Genomic DNA, 24,799 nt, shown 5'->3' on the forward strand with positions numbered 1-24,799 from the left:
TATTCGAACTGGAGACAGTTTGGATAGCAGTTTTTTATGTGAGGGAATCTCTCTAACTGGCTAAAATAGGTATATTTCTCCCAACCTTTGCTTACAAATAGAGTAATAGATTATTCCTCTAGAAATGGTTGGTGTGCCTATGAACTACCAAAGAAAGAGAATCCTTTTTTATTCGGTGCTAGCAGGTCTAATTACTATACTTCTCCTACTCGTTTCCATCAGCCTTGACTCCTCGGGGTATCAATTAGAGGGATCCTCACCAACTCCGGCATTGATCCCTCATCAGGTCGATGCTCAGATCGTCGAAACTCCATCCCAAGCTCCGGTCGAGGACTATACTTTTGTCCTGGACAAGCCCGCTCCAAGCTTAGAAATAACACCAGAACCTCCGCTCCAAGAGGAACCCAAATTGCCTGCGGCCTCAACGGTTACAATGGATACTTACGTCCCCGTTCCCGCTTCCCCTTCTGCTTTGGCAGTTAAAGGGGCAGTTCAGTCTTCAACAAGACCAACACCTCTGCCGTCCAAAATCAGCATACCCGTTCTCAACTACCACAGTGTCACGATTGATCCAGGGAATGTTGTCGTTATTTCCCCAGCCAAGCTTGAAGAGCAGCTGATGTATCTTCACGACCACGGTTACACCCCGGTCTCTCTCACTACTTTTATTAGCCTTATCGAAGGAAAAGACGTCGAGGTGGCTCCAGAGAAACCAATTCTGCTAACTTTTGACGACGGATATATCGATAATTATGAGCAAGCAATGCCTCTTCTTTCCAAATATTCCTTCCCGGCTACCCTCTTCATATCACCTGGTATGAGCGATCAGGAAGGTTACCTGAGCTGGGAACAGATCAAGAAATTGCAAGAAGCTGGCTGGGACATTCAACCTCATGGGATGACACACCCTCATCTACCCCAGCTTTCCGCGGATCAACAAGCCTTCGAAATCTTAGAAGCCAGAAAACAAATCGAGGAAAAGCTCGGAACCACAGCCGATGTATATTGCTACCCTTATGGCGAATATAACAAAACGACGTTGAAGCTTCTTAAGGATCATGGATTTCGTTATGCTTTTACGATTGAACAAGGCAATGCGACAAACCAGCAGTCCCCTTATCTGCTCAAAAGGCTTTTTATTAATGGAGAAGAAGGCCTGAAATCGTTCATTCGCAAGCTTTCTGCACACGATTAGGCAGCTTTATTTTCAAATTCATCAAGTGAAAGGTAGTTCAAATTAATCATCGATATAGTATAATAGGCCTATCAACCATGAGGAGCAGTAAGTATGTCACAAGCAAATAAGCGCTCCAGCTTCCGACTCAACCTTCAAATTCCTTTATCAGCCTTGTTCAAAATCATTGGTATCAAAAACAAGGCCGCTGACACCAAACATTCTAAGATTATGATAAGAGATATTAGCTCAGGCGGTATACGTATTCACACCCCATTGAATCTTCCTATCGATATGAATTTGCTGCTGGAATTCACTTTCCATCTTTTTCATCAAGAGATCAAAGTATTAGGTGTCCTCACACGAAAAACGATGCTGAAGCCATCCCTCTATGAATACGGGATTGAATTCAGCATCGCAGATCCAATTATTGAACAGCAGCTAACTAGTCATCTGATCTTATTAGGTGCTCGTTTAAAACATAACAACATGCTGGCCAGCTGCAGTTTCTGTTCCGATGAGGATATGAAGGATATTTTCTCCACCACCTATGAGATTACATAGCAGCTGCAAGCTTCTGCACAAATTGCTCCAAATACTGCTGATCGATCTCATCAAATCGGCTCTTGATAGGACTATCAATATCCAGCACCCCGACGAGCTCATTCCCTACTACGATCGGTATCACGATCTCCGATTGAGATGCCGCATCACAGGCAATGTGACCTGGAAATGCATCCACATCTGGAACAAGTACCGTTTCCCGACGTTCAGCCGCTGTACCGCAAACACCTTTGCCCAGTGGAATCCGTACACAAGCCGGAAGTCCTTGGAACGGCCCTAGTACGAGCTCCTTCTTCTCACTTGTCTCATCTAACAAATAAAAACCTACCCAATTCACATCACTCAGAAACTGCCCGAGCAGCGCAGCGGCGTTAGCCAAATTCGCAATGCGATTCGGTTCATCATGTATCAAAGCTTCAACTTGCTGAATCAGCAAGGCATAATTATGTTCTCTTGTTCCCTCATAACTTGATTTCGCAAACATCTCTAATCATCCCTCTTCCCCAAATCATTCCTGCCTGCTTATCATACCAAAAGATAACCTTCCTACCCAAATGCAAAAAAAGGGCTAGTTCGTTTCCGCCGTTTAGGCGTGGAGAATAGGCTCGGTTTCCGAGCCTATTTCGGACAACACCAGACCGAGAGCTCGGTTTCCGAGCTTTCACGCTTATGCGTCGTTCACATTATATGCTAGCCGACTAGGTTCAGAAAACGCGCTCTCAAAACAAAAAAAAAAAACGACTTCGTCAGCCTTACGGGATGAGCCTAATTGTTTGAGATAATCCCTCTTTAGGGGAACCTCAGGGCGCTATTTAGGGAAAAGCGGGGTTCGGCAGCTGTAGGGGAACTACAGGGTCTTATTCCATCGAAATGGAACCCATTTCCACCTAAAATGGCGAAATAGCGTCCCACCGTTCCCTTCCCCTCGCTCAAAGGGCTACTTTGCGTGAAATAGCACCCTCTCGTTCCCTTTTCTGCGAGCGAGGCAGTCCCATCTATGCTCAGTTTACACCTAGCCCCAAAAAATAGATAAATTCTTATAAAGCAAAAAAGACAGTCGGCATCGTGCGCCAACTGCCCTTCTCGTATCCTTTGCTCCGCATCAACGGAATCGTTTATCCTTATTGCCCGTAATAAGCGTTCGCTCCGTGCTTTCTCAGGAAGTGCCGATCCAGCAGCGTTTGGTCCATTAACTCTACCGCGGGGTTCAAGTTGTAAGTACGATAGGCAATCTTCGCTACCTCTTCCAGTACAACTGCATTATGAACCGCATTGTGAGGATCCTTGCCCCAACTGAAAGGTGCATGGCAATTCACCAACACGCTTGGGACCATCGCCGGATTCAACTTCAATTCCTTGAACGTCTCGATAATGACATTTCCGGTTTCCAGTTCGTAGGCTCCATTAATCTCATTCTCTGTCATTAGACGTGTGCAAGGCACTCCCCCGTAGAAATAATCCGCATGTGTCGTACCAAGTGCCGGGATGCCTCTTCCTGCCTGTGCCCAGCTTGTAGCCCAAGCTGAATGTGTGTGCACAATACCGCCAATGGTTGGGAAAGAACGGTATAGCGCAAGATGTGTCGGTGTATCCGAGGAAGGCTTCAGCTTGCCTTCAACGATTTTCCCTTCCAGATCAACGACAACCAGGTCTTCCGCTCTTAACTCCTCATAAGGTACGCCACTAGGTTTAATCACAACAAGGCCTCGCTCACGATCAATCCCGCTAACATTGCCCCAGGTAAATGTGACAAGCCGATATTTTGGCAAATCCAAATTGGCTTCCAACACTGCACGCTTCAAGTTCTCCAGCACCTGATATCAACACCTTCCGATAAAATGTACATATGATTTCATATTATACACTTGTACGTACATGTAATCTAGATATCAGTGATATAAAGTTTTTATCGATCAACTTGTATGTACAGCTTGTACATACGTTCTATGTATATTTAGGAATGAATAATTGAAAAAATGATCGTTTTCCCATCTGCTTCTAACCGTGTTTCAACAGAGTAGCTGCCGATTTGTTTCGTTGTGGTTTCGAGAACACCTTTAGCCGCTGCGCGTTCACAAGCATCAGTGAACTGGCGATAGAAAATGTCTGCATCATAGCCAAAAAGGAAATCCGTGAACTTCCGGATGCTCTCCGTATTGCGGGCTAGTGTCCCGTTTTCTAGGTGCACAGTCACGCCATAGGTTATAAACTGCGGATCTAACCATAAGGATACTTCATTGCTGTTGCGCACATCGACGGTCGCACCGCTCATCGCCAGCCCTTTGGCCTCGGCATCTCGGAATAGTCGCAGCGTTGTTTCTTCAAGGTCATAATTCGAACCTCGCAGCTTGCCCGCTTCCTCCATCACATCGTAGGCTTGCAGCATTCGCTGATCGGGGAATACAAGCTTCTTGTAGCTGCCATCCTTCGTAGGCACGACTTTAATGAACGCTTCACTTCCGCTGTTCACACTGATGCGCTTCGACTTCGTCTGCAAACGAGCAATGATTTGCAGCGCTTCAGCTCGGGTAACCGTTCGCCCAACGCCAAAGTAACCATTCGGGTAGCCTTCCATGATTCCCTTCGTCATGGCCTCGCCGATGAATTTCTGCTGTCTGGCCGTCGCACTTTGAAGATCACCGAATTGAGAAGCTGCTTTGAGACTGTACACTTCGTCTTCCAAATACTCGGTTTCCTTGAGTAAATAGTACAGAATTTCGGCGACATCTTCGCGTTTTAGCATCGCTTTATAGTCACTGAACTGACCTTTGCTTATAAAATGAAGATCACTGGCCAAATCCAAATAAGGTTTTGCCCAATATCCGACTGTGTTCGGTTTGAATGTGAAATCCCGATAATCCTGCTGCAAAATACTTTGGTTGCTCGCACTAAGCGTTTGCATAAAGCTCGATTTCCATTTGCGCTCGCCATTCGGATATTTATCTGTAAAAGCGAGCAGGACAATTTTCACAAATTGATCAGCAGTCACAGAATCATCTGGTCGAAAAGTCCCATCAGGAAAGCCGTCTAGTAACCCCTGCTGCACCATCTGACTAATCGTCTGCTCCGCCCAATGGCCTCGAACGTCCGTCATACCGGCCGCTTCACTCTTCCCTTGTACGACACCTATCGTCATTACGCAACATACCGTTGCAATTGTAAGCCATTTATTGAGCTGTAACATCTTATTACTCTCCGCTTCTCCATGAGTTTTTGGCATCGTTTACACCAGTCTTTAGGATAAGCCTTCTACAATGCTTTGAGAACAGGCTTAAAGCCTAGTGATTCAAGGTGCCAAGAACTATCCACCTTGGGACTATAGCCATAGGGATAGGACAAAAAAGGACCGTGCTTTCTACACATGTAGAAAACACAGTCCTTACTTTCCAATGAAAAACGGCTTATTTAGCCGATCTTTTTCCCAGCACCCACTGTTATAACTGAATTATAATAGCGCAGCCAATCTGTTATGTACAACATTTTGGTCAGGAAGTCTGGAGCACTCCCCTGCAAACTCGCATACTTTTCCTGCTGAAGCAGTTGATGCATCTCCCAGCTTTTCTGAAATATAGCTTTAATGAAAGCTTCCTCCGTTTGCGGCTTATGTAGATCCGTTCCGCGCGAGAGTTCGATTTCCTCGATAATAACGCCTCGATAGTAGGGATGTACGTTCACTAGTTGCCCCGTATCAATGTAAGCGAGACCTGTAAATTCGAAAGGCAGCCAAATTAAATTCGTCTTCCTGTCTTCCAGTTTAACTGTATAAACTAAGCCCAAGTTCAGAGCAATCGGCTGCGGATAATTTTTAATTTGTCCAGACCGCAAATGATCCATTATATGCTCAACGAAATTCATGGTGTTCTCCCTCTCCGAAGGACCTGATCTTTCATCCAGTGTCCTACCTTCATATTGCGTGTTAAGGCCTTCTATTGTCAAGACACATCATGAACGAGTTTACTTTCTCTGCCTCTTTAAACATGTGGGTGCTTACACTTTAAACCGTCCAACAACACTTTGTAAGGCTTCCGCCGTTTCACTAAGACTAATTACCGATTTATCAATGGCTTCCATCGCGTACATTTGCTCTTTCGTATGTGACACAATAGTTTGAGATTGCTGCGACGATTGCTTGGCTAGATGAGCCATCTCCGCAATGGAAGCAGACACTTCCTGGGATCCTGCGGACATTTCTTCCGTGGCAGAGGAAAGATCCTGCACCTGTTCAGAGATATTGGCGATGGCTTGAAGGATCCCTCCAAACATGTCCCCTGACTGTATAATCAGCTGCACACCGTGCTTCACCTCGTCCTTCACCTCCTGCATAGAAGTCACAGAAGCCAAGGCGTCTTCTTTAAAGATAAGGCAATCTTTTCGTTGGTCATACTGGCCGTTTGTTCATTTACACTGAGCTTAGTTGATTGTACCATTTGATAGGATAGTCCAGCTGCAATCATAAACAGCAAGATCAGAGCCACAAAACTTATCAGAAACTTAAAGCGTATTGAATGAATAAAAGAAACCAAGAGCTCACCGCCTTAAGAGTTGTCCTGTAGATTCATTTCCACAGCTGCAAAAATGATGTCTCTCTTCGATTCTCTCCCTTGAAGCAAATCTCCTCCAGATTTCGAGCTATAGCTATTTTTCAAATTACATGTAGAAGTCCGACTCATCTGCCAGTTCACTTTCGAATCCTATAAAGCATGATTTTTTTTATAAAAATGCGAACTTTTTTGTACTTGTAACGTCTAATTCAGAGAGGTGAGAGAATGGAGACGACCGGTGTCCATGTATTTGATTACTTAAAGTACGTATCTGAAACAACGGATCAGAAAGTGATTCTTCGCAATATAATGGAAACTTATGGGAATGACGTATGGAATTATGCGTTTAGCATTTGCCGTAATTCAGATTTAGCTGATGACATTACGCAGGATGCTTTCTTGAAAGTATATCGCAATCTTACTACATTCCGCGGTGAAGCTTCGGTCAAAACCTGGCTGCTTACCATTACACGTAATACCGCATATGACTACCTACGTAAAGCATTTTGGCGCAAAGTTACACTTGTTGGCTTCATTCAATCTGCAGGCACAACACAATCGGCAGAAACAGAAGCGATGGAGAAATTATATGCTAGTGATATATGGAAAAAAGTGATATCTCTGTCTCCAAAATACAGAGAAATCTTAATTTTGCATGCCCACTATCAGCTCTCAACAAAAGAAATGGCTGCCATCCTTAACATCTCGGAGGGAACCGTTAAATCCCGACTTCACCACGCCAGACTCAAGGTGATCAGTTTGAAGGAGCGTGAAGCGCTTGAAAACTCCTGATCCGGATGATTTACATAAGGAATTGGAATCAGGACCGCTTAAACAATCTGGCTTCACTTCCAAGCTTCAAGGCGAAATCGAGGAAGCCATTGAGCGGAAGGAACGAGCGAAGCCGAAGGTAAAGCCCCTACTCTGTTTCGCCGGACTCGGTGCAATAGCTGCTGCGTTACTGCTCTTTCCATGGAATACAATCCATACGCAAAGTGATGCAGCTCCTGCAATGGATACTTCTGTTACGACTGCAGCGTCCACTAGTTCATCCCCTGCCCCAATAAGCACCGCACTGCTTATTGGGCTAAGGACCGAGCGTGAATCTAACAATACTGAGGCGCAGCATGCTTTAGGACCCATTCGTTACAGTACCTATCGAACCATGCTTATAGCGCCGGTTCGCGGCCAACTGCAGAAGACGTCCGAGGGCACGGGAATTCTCATGCCTTATAAGCAAAATTTTTGGAAAATCGATTCCTTGGTTCATAAAACGAAAACAGACGAGATCCACTATTTATCTGCTCATTTAGCTGATCAACCCGTGAAACCTGAAGTGTTCCCCGATCAAGCTGACGAACAGTTAAATCGCGTGGAGACCCTGTTATTTGCTGGGAATCAATATGTTTCCATCGCTGAATCGGAGGAGGCTTGGCGAGGTAATGCCCCTTATCAAGCGGAACGCATCTGGGTTCGTACCCTTCCACAATTAAAAGAAGGGCATACTGTGCAGTTCTATAACAAGCCGGTGGACAAGAACCATATTTCGATCACCGATTTATATGGCAACAGTAGCAGCATCCTTACAAATGTACCGAGCAGCTCTGCCAAATTGCTTGGTGAGATTACAGGCCAAAGCTGGACCGTCCAGCGTGAGCCAGGCCGCTGGGTCGGCAAGGTCGCTGAGACGCCGCGAATTAGTGCAACGACGCCTGATAGCTACGTTCTACACGACTTCCCGCGCGAGCTGCCTGATAAAGTCATCAATCACGATGATCTTTGCTGCTCATGGAGCGCTATTCAGTCCTCGTGGCCGTTAGCAACCGATGCGTTAACATCCCCGATGAATGATATGATCGTCATTTTCGAGAACGGCAAACTCAAGTTCTACCCTTACGGGCAGGCGCCGGGGAATGATCCACAACTAACCTTGGACCTCCAGCCGGGCGAGAAACTCGTTATGGCGCAATGGGCAACCGATCACTACGTGCAAGAATGGATTGATAAAGTAGGCCGGTATTTGAATGATGATCAGTCTGAATCGAGCATCAGTGACGAAATGGATAATGGTAGAGTTGGAAAAACCCGCTAAGTCCTGTGACTTAACGGGTTTTCGTTGTTTACCAGCCCCTGCGAGCGCGCAAGCTCGAGATGTGGGCAATATGATGATTACCATGCCATGCGTAATTGCCAACGTTCCAATCCAGTCGAATCGTCTTCCCTGACTCTGGATGTACGAATGCACGTGCAAACTGCTCATGCTGCATATCGTGCAGAACGATCATCCAGCGGCTGTGCAATGCATCGAGCAAGGCAAGCGACAACTCCACCGGAGCCGACTTGCCATCGCTAAGCTCAGCCCAGCGATCCTCATAGTAAGGTCTGATCGTCGGCTCTTCTTCTGTCAGCGCCAGCTTAAACCTTGTGTAGCTGTTCATATGGCTGTCTGCGACGTGATGCACGACTTGTCGCAGCGTCCACCCACCTGGGCGATAGGGCGTGTCCAGCTGCTCATCAGACAGCCCAGCAACCGCGTCACGCAGCCTACTTGGCGTCGACTCGATGTCAGCCATCCACTCTTGCAACTGCTCCCGTGAAATTTCACCTTCGTGTTCAAACAATCCAATAGGGTAGCGCAATTCATCCATACGACCAAACCTCCAGCATCTTTTTCTCTATTATAGCGGAGTTTTGCTAGGCTGCCCACGATGTTGAAGTAAAGCCCTACAAAGCGTCGGATACGCTCTTTCCACCACCCTTCGGCTACTTTAACGCTGCAAAACATCGCTAACTCACCAGCTAGCTAGTCAACTCTCACTTTAGCGATGTAAAACATCACTAAAGTCGCCGGACGCACTCATTCCACCACCCTTCGGCTACTTTAACGCTGCAAAACATCGCTAACTCACCAGCTAGCTAGTCAACTCTCACTTTAGCGATGTAAAACATCACTAAAGTCACCGGATACGCTCTCTCCACCACGTATCGGCTACGTTAATGCTGCAAAACATCGCTAACTCGCCAGCTAGCTAGTCAACTCTCACTTTAGCGATGTAAAACATCACTAAAGTCGCCGGACGCTCTCTTTCCACCACCCATCGACCACTTTAACGCTACAAAACATTGCTAACTCACCAGCTAGCTAGTCAACTCTCACTTTAGCGATGTAAAACATCACTAAAGTCGCCGGACGCACTCTTTCCACTACCCATCGACCACTTTAACGCTAGAAAACATCGCTAACTCACCGGCTAGCTAGTCAACTCTCACTTTAGCGATGTAAAACATCACTAAAGTCGCCGGACGCCCTCTTTCCACCACCCTTCGGCTACGTTAACGCTAGAAAACATCGCTAACTCACCAGCTAGCTAGTCAACTCTCACTTTAGCGATGTAAAACATCACTAAAGTCACCGGATACGCTCTCTCCACCGCGTATCGGCTACGTTAACGCTAGAAAACATCGCTAACTCACCAGCTAGCTAGTCAACTCTCACTTTAGCGATGTAAAACATCACTAAAGTCGCCTGATGCGCTCTCTCCACCACGTATCGGCTACGTTAACGCTGCAAAACATCGCTAACTCACCAGCTAGCTAGTCAACTCTCACTTTAGCGATGTAAAACATCACTAAAGTCGCCTGATGCGCTCTCTCCACCACGTATCGGCTACGTTAATGCTGCAAAACATCGCTTACTCGCCAGCTACTTCAACTCAACTTCCTCACCACAATCCAACAACAAAAAAAATCCTCAGCCCAGAAGCTGAGGACTTGCTCATTTACTTTGCTCATTTACATGGTTCATTCACGTCATTCCGATTCCTTATTCAAAATAAGTTCATTATCCTTGCCTAGAAATGCACGCGCAAGATCTGTCACGCTTTTACCCGTTAGCGTCTGTGTAATTTCCGGCACTTGCGCGATCATTTTAGCAATATCGCCTGTAATCCGATTCACGCCTGACGTCGTTCCATCTTGTGAAATTACCGTAATTTTATCCACATTGCTCAGCGGGGCCGCAATTTTCTCAGCTAATTCCGGCAGTATGCGAAGAATCTCCACCGTAACCGCCGCCTGCGTATACTGCTTGTAAGCCTCCGCCTTCTTCTCCAACGCTTCAGCCTCCGCAAGCCCCGCCAAGCGGACGACTTCCGCATTCGCCTTCCCTTTCGCGAGCTCCGCTTCGGCCGTCGCTTCGCCGCGTTTTCTTGTCGACTCCGCATCCGCCTCGGCCTCGAGAATTTGCCTCTGCTTATTGACTTCGGCACGCATAATGGCAGCTAGCTTCTCCGCTTCAGCCGGCTTAATGACAGACGCTTCGAGCTCCTTCTCCTTCAGCTCGACTTCAATCTGGCGAACTGTCTTGTTCGCCTCCGCTTCCATCTGTCGGATTTTCACCTGTTCCGTTACGAGCGACTGTTGAATCTGCTTTTGCTTCAATTCATAAGCCAAATCCGCTTCAGCCTGTCGGCTTGTCGTTTCTTGCTTGAACTCCGCTTCCTTCATGCTGAGCTCTTTGCGGTACTGTGCTTCCTTCGCCGATGCGGCGCTCTCCGCCTCAATCTTTAACTGATGGGCTTCCGCTCGACGAATCGCGGATTCTTTCTCCGTATCTGCCTGACGAATTTGGATATCCCGCTCCACTTCAGCTCTGGCAATACTAGCACTTTTGCGGATACGCTCCACTTCCGGCACGCCCAGGTTCTCAATGTATCCTTGATCGTCGGCCACTCGTTTGAGAACAAAGGAGATGAGGCTCAGCCCCATTTTATCCAAATCCTCCGAGCACGTTTCCCTCATTTTACTGTTCAGCTCATCCGGATTCTTAAGAATGGCTTCCACGGTCAATTGTCCAACCAACCCACGAAGATGCCCTTCTACAGAATGCAAAATCATCATTTCTCGCTCTAAAAGTGTGTGGTCAAGAAACTGCTCCGAGGCTGTACCAATCGCAATTGGATCACTTTGAATCTTGATCTGAGCCACCGCCTCAATCTTGAGCCGTATCCCCTGTTGGGAAAACATAGGTTGATCCGGCTTCACATCGAAGCTCATGAGCATCATGGAAATTGTTTTAAAGCTTTGAAAACCAGGGATGACGAACGTCCCTCCGCCTTGAACCACCCTTTTACCACCCAAACCATACACAATCATCGCTTCATTCGGCGGTACTTTCTTGTACGCTCTCACAATGGAAGCCAGTAAGATAAAAACGACAACAACAATCGCAACAACCGTATACAAAATTCCCAACATAAACGCATAACCTCCCAGTAGTTAATTGCAGCTGCATTATTGGCTAAACCTCGTTACCGTCGCAATTCCGTTATTCATGCGTAAAACGACGACCTTCGTCCCCTTCGGAATGGATTCCCCATTCTCAGAACGAACACTGATGGAGCGCGTAGTGCCATGCATCACAAACATCATTTCGCCCGTACCCTTCCCATTAATCGGCACAGACAGCTTTCCTAACTGACCACTCAGATCAAAATCGCTCTCTTTCATGCTGTGGTCATGCTTATAAATAACTTTGGCGTAGAGAAGGAAGAAGAGCCATCCTACGAAGAGACCAGCACCGATTGCGATAAGCAGAATGAGCAAACTACTTGTCATCCCAACTTGATTCAGCATATACCCAATGCCGCCAAACACCGTCAAACTAGCTAAAATGGAAGATAAGTTAAAAAAAGACGGTCCACCATGGCCATGGGCAGCCCCATGATCCGCATGAAACTCAAAGAAATCACCGCCAAAAAACGTAACAAGCACCGTAAGTACAAGGCCTACAAAGAAACATATGGCAAACAACGTCATCATAGACAATTACCTCCTAAGAGTTTTGCTTTAGCAAATTCACCTTGTACGCAGTCCGCCTCATAAATATAGACGAATTTGGCAATAAAAGGTTTCGTCCAAAAAAATATACTCCTAACAGCGAATCCTTCGGCTTTATTTCGCGTATAATCATTGGACGTCTTTTACTATTTTTATTAAACCTAAGGAGTAGATTATCACATGTACAAAAAGAAATTGACTTGGTGGATCTCCGCCGCAATGGTTCTATTGATGTTTACTTTATCAGGCTGCCAGGCTGTGCAAGGATTAGACCTTGCTGGGGCGATTCAGAATGACTGGGCCGTGAAGTCCTCAGAATCCAAAGGCACCTTGCAGCTCGAGTTTGTGCCCGGCGACACTTCTAAGCTATCCGCTGAGGAGCAGAAGGCACTCACCGCTCTGCAAAACGTGAAAATCGAACTCACCAATGTGAAAACACAAGATGCACAGCACCTTTCGGCAGATGGTACGATTACATACAGTAAAGGTACAATTCCTTTCAAACTTGCAACTCAGGGCACCAAGTTCATTTTGAGTGTCGAGGGCGCGAAGAAACCGATTGTTTTCGATGTCTTAGGAGGTTCTAATTTATCGTTTACTAAACTGTTACCCGCAGCTGTGCAAGAACAGTTCGGCAACAAAATTGCAGATATTAAATCTGCGATTATTGGACTTATTTTAGCTAATACGCCTAATCCGTCGAACATATCTGTCACACCTGTCACGGACAAAGTAAATGGCGAGTCCCTCTCTCTGCAAAAAGCTCATATCGAGCTTAGCGGCACGGAACTGGCTACCCTTCTCACAAAGCTGCTTAGTAATGTTCTCGCTGATGAAGCTGGATTGAAAGAACTGATCAGCCAATTGTACGATGCCCTTTCACCTATTATTGAGGAGCAAATCAAGGGCGGGTCTACCGACTTTTCTCTAAAGATTTTAAGTAATAAACAGTTAGCTGTTGGACTTGTCTACCCACCTGTTCAAGATTTCCTGAAGAAAACAGCTGCGTCCTTGGATAAAATGATTGCCGGGGATGCTTCGGGCGAGCCGGGCATTCTACCGATTCAGGATTTATTTAACAGCAAATCAGCCCTTCAAGCAGATATTTACACAGACGCTGATAAGCAAGTTCGCAAGCAAAGCCTTGCGTTGAATGTTCCTCTTACGAATACGAGCTCAGGCATTGCTGCCCTCAAGCTGTCTTATGTAGGTGAGACGTGGAATATCAATAAACCGGTCACGGCGAATACCATCAACATTTCTGGTGGTGCGCTAAATGTAGGTCTTGAAGCTTCTTCTATCTACAGCTTATTGAATAACCTAGATAAGCAGTCTCTCATTTACAAGCTTCTCAAGGAAGATTTGAAAGTAACGAAAAAAGAAGTCAATCTGAAGTTGAACGATGGTGCTTCCGGGGCTGAATCCGATACCCCACAGCCTTTTATTAATTCAGATAACAAAACGATGGTGCCTGTGAGATTTATTTCCGAAAAGCTTGGCGCTGAGGTTGGCTGGAACGGGGATCTTCAGCAAGTAACCATTAAAGATTTGTTAACTGGTGCGACGATTGTCCTGAAGCTAGACAGTAAAATCGTAAGTGTGAACGGCACTTCTACCCAGTTAGAAAGTGCGGCTACGCTCCATAACGGATCCACCTTCGTGCCGATTCGATTCATTGCGGAGCAGCTCGGAGGCAAAGTCTCCTTCAATGACGATACCCGTGTAGTCACGATTAAACGAGACTAACCAGTTAGAATTAGACGCAAGTGGTCGATAGCACCTTTTTTGGGCGGCTGAATAGTCTAGTAGTGAACCTAGGCAAAAAGCCTGCTGCTAAGCGCAGCCGCACGAAAAAGGAGCGAAACCATATGTATACGAATCCATCGCATCACCCTGGTCATCCTGTTCATCCTGTTCATCCTGTTCACCCTGTTCATCCTGGTCACCCTGGTCATCACGGGCATCATGTTCTCTTTCAGGCAGATCCGAACTGGCAGCACATGTTAAGGCAGAAAAGAGATACAATCTTAGGTGCACTCCACCCTCATATCGGTCGCACCATTCGTGTCACAACGTTAGAAGGACATACGCATGAAGGTGTCTTGGTTAACGTTGATGGGCACCATGCATACTTACAAGTGAACCCGCATGGGCATCCTCATGGTCAGCATAGACCCATCTATACGCCAGCTCAATACAACCAAATCCTGACACTTGTCCTCTTCGAACTATTGGTTATTGTACTGCTTTCCTAAGACAAAAGCTCGCTCTCATCAGGTCATTAAGACCTCTGAGAAGCGAGCTTTTCTATTAGCGAATGTTAAAGCATTGTAAAATTTTTCTAATCAAAGCACATCTTCCCCTCTTTTTGTGCGTATAATCTATCACTGCTATTTTTTACTAGCTATTATATCTAAGGAGTAGATTTGTAGATGCAAAGAAAGAAATTGACTTGGTGGATTTCCACTGCATTAGTTATTATGCTTTTGGTGTTAACGGGGTGTCAGGCTGTTCAAGGGCTAGATTTGGGACAAGCTATTCAAAATAGTGCCTCCATTCAATCCGCCGAATCCAAAGGGTCACTTCAAATGGACATCATCACAGGTAACACCGATGGCTTGTCCGCTGACGAGAAACGGATGATTGACGTCTTGCATCATGTGAACTTAGAGCTGAAGAGCGTTAAGATGCAAGATAAGCAGCACATCTCTGTAGACGGTGCTCTTACTTACAGCAAGGGATCTATTCCCTTCCAGCTGGGCGTAAATGGGACGAAGCTCACTATACATATTGAAGGTGCTAAGAAACCACTTTTCTTTGATCTGATGGCGGCGCAAGCTGGCTTAGCTGGCTCATCTTCTGCCGCGCTATCTTCCGATATGCAGCAGCAGTTACTCAAGAAAGCAGAAGAATTATGGCCTGCATTGCTCAAATTCTTCTTAACCAATGCTCCGAATCCGGAACATTTCGCCGTATCTTCCGTATCCGAGCCTGTGAATAGTGAAACACTTTCTATGCAAAATGCCCACATAGAGATTAAAGGCAATGAGCTCGTAGGCCTTCTGAAAGCATTCCTAACGAACATCCTCGCTGATGAAAAGGGAATGAAGGAATTGATTGGTCAGCTCTATGATGCATTGGTGCCTATTATTAAAGAAGAAATGAAAGCTTCTCCTTCTAAGAGTGGGTTAAGTTCTGAATTACCAGACCTTATGATGGCTTACCTTGATAACAAGACGTTAGCTGTTGAGTTTGTTTACACAACCATTCAGCAATTTCTTCGGAAAGCTCTCAATGAGTGGGATAAAAACATGCAAGACACACTTTCTTCTGTATCCGACACCCAAGTGAAGGCATTACTGAGTGATAAAACCGTACTTAAGACAGACTTCTTCATCGATAACGATAAACAGATTCGCAAAGTAAATGCAGAACTTACTCTCCCCATCACAGAGGTTAGTACTGGAATCAGTGCACTTAAATTTACTTACACGAGTGAAATTTGGAATATCAATAAGCCTGTTACAGCAAGTGTAATTGATACCTCTGGCGGGGTATTGAACCTGAGCGAGGTATCAGCCAACAACGATTCCTTCCTAACCTTTTTCAACAAAGACTCTAAGTTCTATTCCTTTTTGAGAGAAGATTTGAAAATAGCCAAACAAGACATTCACTTGCTGATGAGCCAGGACGATGACGACTACGAGTTCGATTCCTCCCATCCTTTTATCAATGACGATCAAGTGTCCATGGTGCCCGTTCGATTCATTTCGGAGAGACTGGGAGCTGAAGTGAAGTGGAATGCAGCCTCAAATCAAATCACAGTGAAAGACCAACTTAGCGACAAAACGATTATTCTGACACTTAACAGTAAAACAGCGAGCGTTAACGGATCATCTGTCCAATTGGAAAGCGCCCCGATCCTGAAGAATGGCTCCACTTTCGTACCGCTTCGTTTTATAGCCGAGCAGCTTGGCTGTAAGGTTGGTTTCGATGATAAAACAGGTAGTGTAACCATTACCAGAGAATAGCCTGCTCCTAAGCCAAGAGCTCGCTCTCATTCGGTCTATATGACTGGTGTGGAGCGAGCTTTTCTCATTGCTGAATGAATCTTTCGAATGAATCCTGACAATCTCTAGCTAATTTCTCCTCATCCGTTCCGACCAGTCTGCCGTTCTCGACGACAACCTTCCCATTCACAATTGTATAATCGACCGGACGTTTGAGTCCTACCGTACCTAACCACGACTTGGGATCAGTCAGAGTCCCTACAGCATCAATTTGATCTACACGCACCATGAACAAGTCTGCTGCCTTGCCAATCTCCAGCGAACCAATGTCGCTTCTTCCTAATATTTCTGCTCCGCCTCTGGTTGCTACCTTCAAGAGATCATATCCGGTCGGTGCCTGACTGCTAGACTGAAGTCTGTGCAAGAGATACGAAACGCGCAGTTCCTCTAGTAGATTCGAGCCATCGTTTGAGGCGCTCCCATCAACAGCTAAGCCAACGGGAATCCCCATCGCAAGCATCTCGGGAACCCTGGCAATGCCGGACGAAAGCTTCATGTTGGAAATCGGACAATGCGCAATTCCTGTTTGGGTATGTGCAAGCAGCTTCATTTCGTCATCGTTAAAATGTATCCCATGCGCATACCACACATCAGGGCCTAACCAGCCGAGACTTTCCATGTAGGCCAACGGCCTCATTCCGAAACGTTCGAGCGTGTAGGCTTCCTCGTTCTTCGTCTCAGCTAGATGCGTGTGCAGCCGCACACCCTTCGACCTGGCGAGCTTTGCCGATTCAAGCATGATATCCGCGGATACGCTGAACGGCGAACACGGAGCGAGCACTACCTGCCGCATGGAACCTGCGCTGGCATCATGGTAGAGATCAATTAGCCTCTCACTATCGGCTAAAATCGTCTCTATGTCCTGAACAACGCTCATGGGAGGCAGTCCTCCCTGATCCTTGCCCAGCGTCATGGATCCTCTCGAAGCAACGAAACGGATACCAAGGCGCTCCGCGGCTTCGAACTGTTTATCTATAAAATGCGCACTATTTTGCTGTGGAAACACATAATGATGGTCGAAAACTGTCGTACAACCGTTCTTCATCAGATCAGCAATCCCCGTAAGCGAGCTATGGTACACGGCGTCCGGCGTAATCCCTTTCCAAATTTCGTAGAGATAACGCAGCCAGTCAAATAACTCCAGCCTCTGCACCTGCGGCAGATTCCGCGTGAACGTTTGATACAAATGATGATGCACATTAATGAGACCGGGATATACGAACATCTGTGACGCATCAATCACCTGTTCTGCCTCATACAAGTCCTTCCCCATCTTCACTATCCGATTGTCTTCAATCAAGATATTCGCCTGTTCCAGCACACGATCCTCCGCATCCACCGTTACAATTGCTTTTGCACCACGAATCAACAATGAACCCATTCCTCTTCCTCCTCAACGTAAATGAGGAAACCAAAAAAATCCTAACAACAAACACAATATATGAGCATATATTGTGTTCGTAGTTAGGATTTAGGTTCCCAGTAGAGCCCCCGAACCGAATTATCGAGGTTATACGAACTATGAAGTTGTGTCTTGCGGCTTACAATTAGCACCAGTATAGAGCGGAGAATGGCGGTAAGTCAATACTTTTCGACCAAACAACTTTGTGATAAATTTTTCGATAAATGAATTTTTAGTAAAAATGGAATAAGCTCCCCTATAAATGGATATATTATCAAAGCTGCGTTAACAAGCTATCGGGATCTACGTGGTCTTCGGAAACAGTAGCGCAGGCACAAATTATTGTTGGAGGTTTTTGTATACATGGAAACAGGCACGGTTAAATGGTTTAACGCAGAAAAAGGTTTTGGTTTCATTGAAATGGAAGGCGGCAAAGATGTCTTCGTTCACTTCAGCGCTATTACTGGGGAAGGCTTCAAAAGCTTGGATGAAGGCCAAAGCGTACAGTTTGAAGTTGTTCAAGGTAACCGCGGACCGCAAGCTGAAAATGTAGTCAAGCTGTAGTCCTTCACCACATATTGCTTTAACTGCTTGCGAGTCTGAGTCTACTATGACAAGGAGGAGTTCGATTGTACTTTTCAAAGAAATCGTTGGAGCCTGTCCCCGAGGAGCAAACCAGCATCTGGACCTGCAGCACCGAACAGTGCTCATGCTGGATGAGAGATAACTTTTCATTCGCTGATAGTCCTGCATGTCCAATTTGCAATTCATCCATGGTCAAGGATTTAAAGATGCTCCCAACCTTATCGAACACAAGCAGCAGGCGATGAATGCAAGAAGGTAGCAATTGATTTCACGAGAAACCCTTGCGTCTCCGAATGGAGGCGTTTAGGGTTTTTGTTTTTACTGTTAAATGAAGACAGCAAAGAGACTCCTTGATGGAAGGAGTCCCCTTTATTTATAAAATAGTACGTTGAAAGTCTTCGCCATTATATGCTCTAACCTCGTTTGAAGGGGTGGCCAGAACAAGGATTTTCCCTTTATCCAGCTCACTTTCCAAACGACCGGCCTCCACGTCTGGCACTCCGAGTGCTCTCATCTTCGCACGCAGCTCATCGCCGCGAGAACGGAACAGATTAGCGATCGACGTCAGCACACCCTCTTCCGCCATGGTGATCTGCTCAGCGCCCGTATAGTTAGCGACGTAATCAGTACCTTCAGCACTATGGGTCAGCACATAAATATGCTCTCGCTCAAAGCCTTCTCTGTACAATTGCTGCACTTTATTCTGTGCCTCTTGAAGATTCGATGTCACACTCACTCTGGTATAAGTATTCATGGTATTTCCTCCTCTTTGGCTATTATTTATTGGGTTAGTGATGTATGAACCTTTTGCTAAAAGCCTCTTCGTCTTCCGAAAATCAAGGATACGACGAACATAATCAGGAATACGAAGAATAAGACTTTGGCAATCCCTACCGCTGCCGAGACAATCCCAAAAAATCCAAAAACACCGGCTACAAGCGCAATGATTAGAAACATAATTGCCCAACCTAACATAGGAAACACCCTCTCTTCTCATCGAATATGGGTTGTTCTTGCTATGTTATCTATTAACCACTTCGCCTAGTAATGAAACACTTTTCAGCTGAAAAATAGGATCTCATCCATTGTTATCTTCTCTTTCAGATTGCCGTGTTAAGCACATCTGTTCAATTCTTTCCATCCTTTTATCTAGACGTTCGAGCAGTGCCTTTAGCTCCATATTCTCTTGTTCGGCTCGGTAATTGATCGCGAAATCAAGGATCGCCTCCTGCTTATCTCGCGCCGCTTGACGATTCTGACTCATCAGAATAACCGGTGCCTGCAAAGCCGAAATGCACGATAGAATCAAATTAAGCAGGATGAATGGCGGCTTATCAAATGCGAAGCTCATCAGATTAATGATCATCCAAATCCCCAAAAAAGCGCAAAACAGCACTATAAATGTCCAACTGCCGCCAAAAGAGGCAATTCGATCAGCAAGGCGATCAGCCCTTGAAGACTTCTTCTCCTGTTGTTCAATCAAATGGGACTTAATATTCCCTTGATACTCATTCACCATGGCCGTTATGCGATCTAACTGGTCATTATCTAGCTTGCTGCTCGGATCGTTATCCAGTTCTTGAAACAACTGCTCAGGCGTGCAATCACCTTTAAATTTCTTCTCATCGATATCTTCTTCCATTCGTTTCCCTTCTTTCTGCTTCTAAAGTACAAGCTGCTTTATATTTAAACGTTCCCCGCTGCTGATGAAACAACCCTATGGGACGTGCTCCTTTATTGGAGGTTGTAGATCCATAAATCAATGTAGTTTCAAAATTTAGGTACTAAACTGCTGATCTGAGGCTCTTGGGGAACGAGGAGACGCTATTTCGGCTAAAATGTTGATATTGAGCCCTTATGCGGAACGTATGTACGCTATTTTGGTGTTTTTGCAGTTTTTACACCTCTGAAGCGTGAAATAGCGGATCCTCGTTCCGCGAAACCATGAAATACGCGGTTTCGAGCAAAATAAGGAATCTACGTTCCGCAAGGGTTGGGGCTGCGCGATTACAAGTCGGGCATTAAACAAAAAACACTCTCCAACGGAGAGTGTCCAGTAAAACTATCTCTTACGATAAATACGTTCCTGCGGTATGAAATCATCATATTGTACGCCTTCGGGCACGAAAAGGATGGATTCTTTTTTTCCTAAGCCTAGGTATCCACCTGGAATTAAACTGCCATGAAATAGGCTGTGCACCTGCTGCTGCAGCTTCGTATCGAAATAGATCATGACATTGCGGCACAGGATGACATGGAATTCATTAAAGGAGCCGTCCGTGACGAGATTGTGCTGCGCAAACATCAGATTTTCTTTCATCAGCGGCTGAAAGTAAGCATATTGATGGTCTGTTGTATAGTACTCGGAGAAGGCTTTGGTCCCGCCAGATTCCAAGTAGTTCTTCGTATAGACTTGCATCTGTTTCAGCGGGAAAGCGCCCTTTTGCGCGCTCTCAATCGCTTTCTCGTTCATATCTGTCGCATAAATCTTCGTTCTCTCAGCCAAGCCTTCTTCCTGCATCAGGATCGCCATCGCATAGACTTCTTCTCCGGTGGCACAGCCTGCATGCCAAATCCGAATTTCAGGATACTTCCTAAGCTCGGGAACCACCTGATTACGAAAAGCGCTGAAAAAGCTTGGATCTCTGAACATTTCTGTCACTCGGATCGACATGTCGTTCAGTAATTGTTCCACGAAGCCGGGTTTGTGCAAGACTTTTTCTAGCAGCGCTGTGATGGATGGCAATTTCTCTGCTTTCATGCGGTTAAGAATTCTCCTGCGTAAGGATGAACGCACATAATGGCGGAAATCGAACCCATACATCTGATATAAGCCTTCCAAGAGCAGATTAATCTCGATATTTTGCAGCTCATCGTAGGGCAATTCTTCTAATTCGGAGTAATTATCTAAGGACTGGTGAATCAATGTTTCTTCACCTGCTTCGTCAACCATACCCGCATAAGCGAGAATAGCTGATCCATATTCAGCGGCTTGGTGATATAGTCGGAAGCGCCGGACTCCAGACATTTCTCTTTCTCACTCTTCATTGCTTTCGCTGTTAGTGCGATGATAGGTAAATCATGCAGCTGCAGCTGACCGCGAATCGCTTTCATCGCATCATAGCCCCCCATGACCGGCATCATAATATCCATTAACACAAGGTCATAGTCGGAATCTACGGATAAAAGCTCCAGGGCATGCTTGCCGTGATCAGCAATCTCCACGGTAACTCCCTTCGTCTCAAGTGCTGTGACAAGCGCGAAAACATTACGCGCATCATCGTCTACGAGAAGCACTCTTTTACCGTGAAACAATTGCGAATCTGAGCTAATGGGTTCAGCCATTTGCTGCTCAGCTATTAAGGCACTTGGTTCCGTCGAAACTGTTACAGTTGTATCTAGTTTCAATTCCTCGCTAGCTGCTGCAATTTCCCCCCGCGGATGATCATTCTCTTGGACCTCAGGCTCCAATTCACGCGCATTAGGCACATAGAGGGTGAACGTGCTGCCCTTGTGAAGCTCGCTTTTCACGACAATGGATCCACCAAGCAAACGCGTAAACTCGCGGCATATCGATAAACCAAGTCCCGTTCCGCCATATTGACGGTTCGTTGTACCGTCCACCTGCTGGAACGCTTCAAAAATAACCTGCTGCTTATCGATCGGGATACCTATTCCAGTGTCTGTGATCGAAATAGCCAGTACGGTTTCTTCCGGATCTCTATGAAGCAACTCTTTGACTCGAGAAGGGTCAGCGAGCGCGATTTTCATAGTTACAGAGCCTTGCTCAGTAAATTTAAAAGCGTTAGATAACAGATTCTTCACGATTTGCTGCATGCGTTGGCCATCCGTCAAAATCACATTAGGCACATTCGGCTCCAAAATGACCTCGAAATCGAGCCCCTTCTTATCCGCTACAGGGTCAAACATCAGCTTCATTAATTGCGGTATTTCGGTCACATTGACCTCATCCGTCATAATTTCTATTTTACCCGCTTCTACTTTGGATAAATCAAGAATATCGTCAATCAGCGCGAGCAGATCATTGCCTGCGGCATAAACGACACGTGAATAATCCACAACCTCCGACATTTGTATGTCACCGTTATTTTCCGCAAGCATTTGCGACAAAATCATTATGCTATTGAGCGGTGTTCGCAGCTCATGGGACATATTCGCCAGAAAATCGGACTTGTACCGCGAACTCGTCTGAAGCTTAAGCGAGAAATCTTCCAGCTCATCTTTTGCTTTCTTCAACTCTAACGCTTTCTGCTCCGCGAAATGGTTCTGTTCCTCTAGGAACTCATTCGTCATCCGCAGCTGTTCTTGCTGCATCTGGAGTTCTTCAGACTGTGTCTGCAGCTCTTCCGATTGTGCCTGCAGTTCTTCCGCCAACATCTGTGACTCCGAAAGCAGACGCTCTACTTCCATTCGGCTTCGTACACTCGTAATCGCCGTTCCGAATTTCTCTTGCAGCGAATCGACCAACGTAAGATGCTTCGATTGGAAGGGTTGAAGTGAAGCTAATTCAATAACTGCCTCTGCTTTGCCTTCCACCATAATAGGAGCAACAAGTAAGCTTCGAGGTGTGGAAACGCCTAAACCTGACGTTAGTTTAACATGGTTCTCCGGAAGATTGTCCATCAGGAAAATCCGCTTATCTATGGCACATTGACCGACTAAGCCTTCCCCTAATCGAAAGCTAGCCGTTGAGGGATCCACCCCGGATGCCGCATATCCTGCTATTTTCACATACCGAGTCTCGCCTCCAACGTTATTACGGAGGTAAACAACACCATAGACGGCATCCAGCATAGGAGCTAGCTTACTCACAAAGGTTTCACTCAATTCCGTGATATCGTTAATCCCCTGATACAAGGTTGATACTTCGGTTATATTGGTTTGAATCCAGTTTTGCTTGTCTAAGCTTGCCAGCAAATCATTCGTTGCTTCTGCCAGCACTCTTATCTCGTCATTGGTTCTCACTTCAATTCTTGCATCTAGATTTCCTTCAGCAGCTGTAATATCTCGAATAGTCTTAATGACTCGATTGATCGTGCTAGTTATTGAATTGGACAAAAATACAGCCACCAGAACCGCAAAAATAGAAGTAATGCCCAAAACGGTAAAAAGAACAACTCTAAGATTATAGTTGCTTTTTGCTAATTGATCGACTCTTGCAGCCGTTAACTGCTGTTCAACCCTAAGAAAGGAATCAAACTGCGTGCGCAGCTGATCCATCAATTTTTTTCCTGAATTTTGTTTAAAAAAATCATTAATGGCTGCTGTATTGTTTTCTTTTTTCAACTTAACAACGTTATCGCCACCATTCTTGATCCAGTTCTGAATCGTTGGCTTGATCTGCTCCAAACTTTTCTGTTGTGCAGGATTATCACTTATTAAAAGATGAAGCTTATTATAATTATCGAGCCAGGCTCGGCTGCCGGCCTCATAGGAATCCAGGTACTGCTCATCCCCAGTAATGACGTAGCCTCGCATCCCCGTTTCCATATCGATCATGTTTTTCTGTATAACGTTAAGGAGATCGCGCACTTCAATATCATGCGTGGATATGTAGTCTACTTCTTTCTGAAGAGAGGTTATTCGATCACTCACAACTAAGAGGGCAGCCCCTAAACATAGAATAATACAGACATATCCTAGCGTGATTTTCGTCTTTATGTTGATAGGAATAGATTTAAACATGTTTGCCTCCTAGTACAGTTCGTAGAGAATGTTATGTTAACATTCTACTATTCTCACTATACCACATTAAGAGAGCTAGAGAGATAGTTTGAGCTTGCTTCTATAACTGATCAAGCAACTGATCGAGCTCCGGATCGGATTCTGGATAAGCTAAATTCATGCTTTCCAACGCTTCTACAGCAATTTGCAGAACGCCCCAATCTCGGTACCAGCGATGATTAGCAGGCACGATATACCACGGAGCAGAAGGTGTGCTGCACTGCTTAAACACATCTTCATAAGCTTTCTGGTATTCGTCCCAGGATTCTCGCTCCACGAGATCATTCTTGTCGAATTTCCAACGTTTCGTTGGATCCGTTATCCGATTTCGCAGCTTTGCCAGTTGAAAATCCTTGGAGATATGCAGGAAAATCTTAACGATTTTCACACCGCTGCTCTCCAGCAATTTCTCAAATCGGTTAATGTGCTTGAATCGTTTCTTCGCTTCTGAATCGTTAATCGAGTTGTGTACTCGCGTTATCAGTACATCCTCATAATAAGACCGAATGAAGGCCCCGATCATTCCTTTGGCAGGCACAACCTTATGAGCGCGCCACAAGAAATCATGAGCGGATTCCTCTTCAGTAGGCGTTCTGAAGCTGCTTACTTGAAAGCCCTGTGGATGGAGTCTTCCGAGTGCACGCTTAACGACGCCGTCTTTGCCGCTGCAATCCATGCCCTGAATCACAAAAAGAACAGACTGCTTCTTCTCGGCATACAAGATATTTTGCAAGGTTTCTAATCGTTCGCTCAGACGTTCTATATTCGGTTCGGCCTCTTCACGATCGTGAAGGGCTCCGGTTTCATTAGGATCAATGCTTTCTAAGCGTACTTTCTTCCCGTACTCCAATTGAAAATGGTTGCCCGACATCGGGTAGCC

24 protein-coding genes and 1 riboswitch are annotated in these 24,799 nt (G+C 45.7%); of the genes, 9 read left to right on the forward strand and 15 right to left on the reverse strand.

From position 1 onward, the window contains the following. The first annotated feature begins 139 nt into the window (after positions 1–139). On the forward strand, positions 140–1,195 hold the full coding sequence (locus GC102_RS38560; RefSeq protein ID WP_246321362.1) for a polysaccharide deacetylase family protein: 1,056 nt from the start codon (positions 140–142) through the stop codon (positions 1,193–1,195). Between the two features lie 93 nt (positions 1,196–1,288). After that, on the forward strand, positions 1,289–1,738 hold the full coding sequence (locus GC102_RS38565) for a PilZ domain-containing protein (protein WP_171694211.1): 450 nt from the start codon (positions 1,289–1,291) through the stop codon (positions 1,736–1,738). Here the strand turns inward: GC102_RS38565 and msrC are convergent. The 5 genes from msrC to GC102_RS38590 all read right to left on the reverse strand — a co-directional run bounded on the left by msrC (position 1,731) and on the right by GC102_RS38590 (position 6,079). Beyond that, positions 1,731–2,222: a free L-methionine (R)-S-oxide reductase MsrC gene (gene msrC / locus GC102_RS38570; protein ID WP_171694212.1), complete on the reverse strand. Its 492-nt coding sequence runs from the start codon at positions 2,220–2,222 to the stop codon at positions 1,731–1,733. The genes GC102_RS38565 and msrC overlap by 8 nt on opposite strands. Positions 2,223–2,859: 637 nt before the next feature. After that, complete coding sequence (gene araD / locus GC102_RS38575; RefSeq protein WP_312883504.1) at positions 2,860–3,552, reverse strand: L-ribulose-5-phosphate 4-epimerase; 693 nt, start codon at positions 3,550–3,552, stop codon at positions 2,860–2,862. 140 nt (positions 3,553–3,692) lie between these two features. Beyond that, entirely contained in the window at positions 3,693–4,922 is a 1,230-nt protein-coding gene (locus tag GC102_RS38580) for an S-layer homology domain-containing protein (RefSeq protein ID WP_171694213.1), read from the reverse strand. 221 nt (positions 4,923–5,143) lie between these two features. Next, positions 5,144–5,593 (reverse strand): hypothetical protein, encoded by a 450-nt coding sequence (locus GC102_RS38585; RefSeq protein WP_171694214.1) that lies wholly within the window; start codon positions 5,591–5,593, stop codon positions 5,144–5,146. Positions 5,594–5,725: 132 nt separating this feature from the next. Then, on the reverse strand, positions 5,726–6,079 hold the full coding sequence (locus GC102_RS38590; protein WP_171694215.1) for a methyl-accepting chemotaxis protein: 354 nt from the start codon (positions 6,077–6,079) through the stop codon (positions 5,726–5,728). Between the two features lie 425 nt (positions 6,080–6,504). On the opposite strand from GC102_RS38590, the gene GC102_RS38595 reads away from it, so the two are divergent. Next, positions 6,505–7,071 (forward strand): RNA polymerase sigma factor, encoded by a 567-nt coding sequence (locus tag GC102_RS38595; protein WP_171644405.1) that lies wholly within the window; start codon positions 6,505–6,507, stop codon positions 7,069–7,071. Next, positions 7,058–8,371, forward strand: a complete 1,314-nt coding sequence (locus GC102_RS38600; RefSeq protein ID WP_171694216.1) for a hypothetical protein — start codon at positions 7,058–7,060, stop codon at positions 8,369–8,371. The genes GC102_RS38595 and GC102_RS38600 overlap by 14 nt, the downstream gene beginning before the upstream one ends. Positions 8,372–8,399: 28 nt before the next feature. Here the strand turns inward: GC102_RS38600 and GC102_RS38605 are convergent, their stop codons facing one another. From GC102_RS38605 to GC102_RS38615, 3 genes are all read right to left on the reverse strand, one after another. Continuing rightward, entirely contained in the window at positions 8,400–8,927 is a 528-nt protein-coding gene (locus tag GC102_RS38605; protein WP_171694217.1) for a YfiT family bacillithiol transferase, read from the reverse strand. A gap of 1,162 nt (positions 8,928–10,089) precedes the next feature. Next, on the reverse strand, positions 10,090–11,535 hold the full coding sequence (locus GC102_RS38610) for a flotillin family protein (RefSeq protein ID WP_171694218.1): 1,446 nt from the start codon (positions 11,533–11,535) through the stop codon (positions 10,090–10,092). A gap of 36 nt (positions 11,536–11,571) precedes the next feature. Next, positions 11,572–12,099, reverse strand: coding sequence for an NfeD family membrane protein (locus GC102_RS38615; protein WP_171694219.1), 528 nt, complete (start codon positions 12,097–12,099; stop codon positions 11,572–11,574). A gap of 198 nt (positions 12,100–12,297) precedes the next feature. On the opposite strand from GC102_RS38615, the gene GC102_RS38620 reads away from it, so the two are divergent. The 3 genes from GC102_RS38620 to GC102_RS38630 all read left to right on the forward strand — a co-directional run bounded on the left by GC102_RS38620 (position 12,298) and on the right by GC102_RS38630 (position 16,148). Continuing rightward, a complete protein-coding gene (locus tag GC102_RS38620) occupies positions 12,298–13,863 on the forward strand; it encodes a copper amine oxidase N-terminal domain-containing protein (protein WP_171694220.1) in 1,566 nt (521 codons plus the stop codon). A 122-nt stretch (positions 13,864–13,985) separates the two neighbouring features. After that, positions 13,986–14,372, forward strand: coding sequence for a hypothetical protein (locus GC102_RS38625; RefSeq protein WP_171694221.1), 387 nt, complete (start codon positions 13,986–13,988; stop codon positions 14,370–14,372). A gap of 177 nt (positions 14,373–14,549) precedes the next feature. Further along, on the forward strand, positions 14,550–16,148 hold the full coding sequence (locus GC102_RS38630; RefSeq protein WP_171694222.1) for a copper amine oxidase N-terminal domain-containing protein: 1,599 nt from the start codon (positions 14,550–14,552) through the stop codon (positions 16,146–16,148). A 64-nt stretch (positions 16,149–16,212) separates the two neighbouring features. On the opposite strand, the gene GC102_RS38635 is transcribed toward GC102_RS38630, so the two are convergent. Beyond that, positions 16,213–17,568 (reverse strand): 8-oxoguanine deaminase, encoded by a 1,356-nt coding sequence (locus GC102_RS38635; protein ID WP_171694223.1) that lies wholly within the window; start codon positions 17,566–17,568, stop codon positions 16,213–16,215. A 60-nt stretch (positions 17,569–17,628) separates the two neighbouring features. Next, positions 17,629–17,725, reverse strand: a riboswitch (purine riboswitch). A 227-nt stretch (positions 17,726–17,952) separates the two neighbouring features. Between GC102_RS38635 and GC102_RS38640 the strand changes: the two genes are divergently transcribed. Both GC102_RS38640 and GC102_RS38645 read left to right on the forward strand, forming a co-directional pair. Then, positions 17,953–18,153, forward strand: coding sequence for a cold-shock protein (locus tag GC102_RS38640; RefSeq protein WP_029196201.1), 201 nt, complete (start codon positions 17,953–17,955; stop codon positions 18,151–18,153). Positions 18,154–18,218: 65 nt separating this feature from the next. Then, positions 18,219–18,419 carry a cold-shock protein gene (locus GC102_RS38645; protein WP_082562262.1) on the forward strand — a complete coding sequence of 67 codons (201 nt, stop codon included), beginning with the start codon at positions 18,219–18,221 and terminating at the stop codon, positions 18,417–18,419. 128 nt (positions 18,420–18,547) lie between these two features. Here the strand turns inward: GC102_RS38645 and GC102_RS38650 are convergent, their stop codons facing one another. From GC102_RS38650 to GC102_RS38675, 6 genes are all read right to left on the reverse strand, one after another. Beyond that, positions 18,548–18,928 carry a YflT domain-containing protein gene (locus GC102_RS38650; RefSeq protein WP_171694224.1) on the reverse strand — a complete coding sequence of 127 codons (381 nt, stop codon included), beginning with the start codon at positions 18,926–18,928 and terminating at the stop codon, positions 18,548–18,550. Between the two features lie 56 nt (positions 18,929–18,984). Further along, entirely contained in the window at positions 18,985–19,149 is a 165-nt protein-coding gene (locus GC102_RS38655; protein ID WP_029196203.1) for a DUF1328 domain-containing protein, read from the reverse strand. Between the two features lie 103 nt (positions 19,150–19,252). Further along, entirely contained in the window at positions 19,253–19,816 is a 564-nt protein-coding gene (locus tag GC102_RS38660; RefSeq protein WP_171694225.1) for a DUF1003 domain-containing protein, read from the reverse strand. 420 nt (positions 19,817–20,236) lie between these two features. Next, positions 20,237–21,127 (reverse strand): CheR family methyltransferase, encoded by an 891-nt coding sequence (locus tag GC102_RS38665; RefSeq protein WP_171694275.1) that lies wholly within the window; start codon positions 21,125–21,127, stop codon positions 20,237–20,239. Continuing rightward, positions 21,097–23,880: a CHASE3 domain-containing protein gene (locus tag GC102_RS38670; protein WP_171694226.1), complete on the reverse strand. Its 2,784-nt coding sequence runs from the start codon at positions 23,878–23,880 to the stop codon at positions 21,097–21,099. The genes GC102_RS38665 and GC102_RS38670 overlap by 31 nt, the downstream gene beginning before the upstream one ends. 100 nt (positions 23,881–23,980) lie before the next feature. Then, positions 23,981–24,790 carry a PPK2 family polyphosphate kinase gene (locus GC102_RS38675; protein WP_171694227.1) on the reverse strand — a complete coding sequence of 270 codons (810 nt, stop codon included), beginning with the start codon at positions 24,788–24,790 and terminating at the stop codon, positions 23,981–23,983. Positions 24,791–24,799: the final 9 nt, after the last annotated feature.

The organism is Paenibacillus germinis (assembly GCF_013141785.1).
Classification (GTDB): domain Bacteria; phylum Bacillota; class Bacilli; order Paenibacillales; family NBRC-103111; genus Paenibacillus_E; species Paenibacillus_E phytorum.

Coding starts and splice junctions, on each gene's coding strand:
- GC102_RS38560 (WP_246321362.1), top strand. CDS start 140: ATGAACTACCAAAGAAAGAGAATCCTTTTTTATTCGGTGCTAGCAGGT.
- GC102_RS38565 (WP_171694211.1), top strand. CDS start 1,289: ATGTCACAAGCAAATAAGCGCTCCAGCTTCCGACTCAACCTTCAAATT.
- msrC (WP_171694212.1), bottom strand. CDS start 2,222: ATGTTTGCGAAATCAAGTTATGAGGGAACAAGAGAACATAATTATGCC.
- GC102_RS38580 (WP_171694213.1), bottom strand. CDS start 4,922: ATGTTACAGCTCAATAAATGGCTTACAATTGCAACGGTATGTTGCGTA.
- GC102_RS38585 (WP_171694214.1), bottom strand. CDS start 5,593: ATGAATTTCGTTGAGCATATAATGGATCATTTGCGGTCTGGACAAATT.
- GC102_RS38595 (WP_171644405.1), top strand. CDS start 6,505: ATGGAGACGACCGGTGTCCATGTATTTGATTACTTAAAGTACGTATCT.
- GC102_RS38605 (WP_171694217.1), bottom strand. CDS start 8,927: ATGGATGAATTGCGCTACCCTATTGGATTGTTTGAACACGAAGGTGAA.
- GC102_RS38610 (WP_171694218.1), bottom strand. CDS start 11,535: ATGTTGGGAATTTTGTATACGGTTGTTGCGATTGTTGTTGTCGTTTTT.
- GC102_RS38615 (WP_171694219.1), bottom strand. CDS start 12,099: ATGATGACGTTGTTTGCCATATGTTTCTTTGTAGGCCTTGTACTTACG.
- GC102_RS38620 (WP_171694220.1), top strand. CDS start 12,298: ATGTACAAAAAGAAATTGACTTGGTGGATCTCCGCCGCAATGGTTCTA.
- GC102_RS38625 (WP_171694221.1), top strand. CDS start 13,986: ATGTATACGAATCCATCGCATCACCCTGGTCATCCTGTTCATCCTGTT.
- GC102_RS38630 (WP_171694222.1), top strand. CDS start 14,550: ATGCAAAGAAAGAAATTGACTTGGTGGATTTCCACTGCATTAGTTATT.
- GC102_RS38635 (WP_171694223.1), bottom strand. CDS start 17,568: ATGGGTTCATTGTTGATTCGTGGTGCAAAAGCAATTGTAACGGTGGAT.
- GC102_RS38640 (WP_029196201.1), top strand. CDS start 17,953: ATGGAAACAGGCACGGTTAAATGGTTTAACGCAGAAAAAGGTTTTGGT.
- GC102_RS38650 (WP_171694224.1), bottom strand. CDS start 18,928: ATGAATACTTATACCAGAGTGAGTGTGACATCGAATCTTCAAGAGGCA.
- GC102_RS38655 (WP_029196203.1), bottom strand. CDS start 19,149: ATGTTAGGTTGGGCAATTATGTTTCTAATCATTGCGCTTGTAGCCGGT.
- GC102_RS38660 (WP_171694225.1), bottom strand. CDS start 19,816: ATGGAAGAAGATATCGATGAGAAGAAATTTAAAGGTGATTGCACGCCT.
- GC102_RS38665 (WP_171694275.1), bottom strand. CDS start 21,127: ATGGTTGACGAAGCAGGTGAAGAAACATTGATTCACCAGTCCTTAGAT.
- GC102_RS38670 (WP_171694226.1), bottom strand. CDS start 23,880: ATGTTTAAATCTATTCCTATCAACATAAAGACGAAAATCACGCTAGGA.
- GC102_RS38675 (WP_171694227.1), bottom strand. CDS start 24,790: ATGTCGGGCAACCATTTTCAATTGGAGTACGGGAAGAAAGTACGCTTA.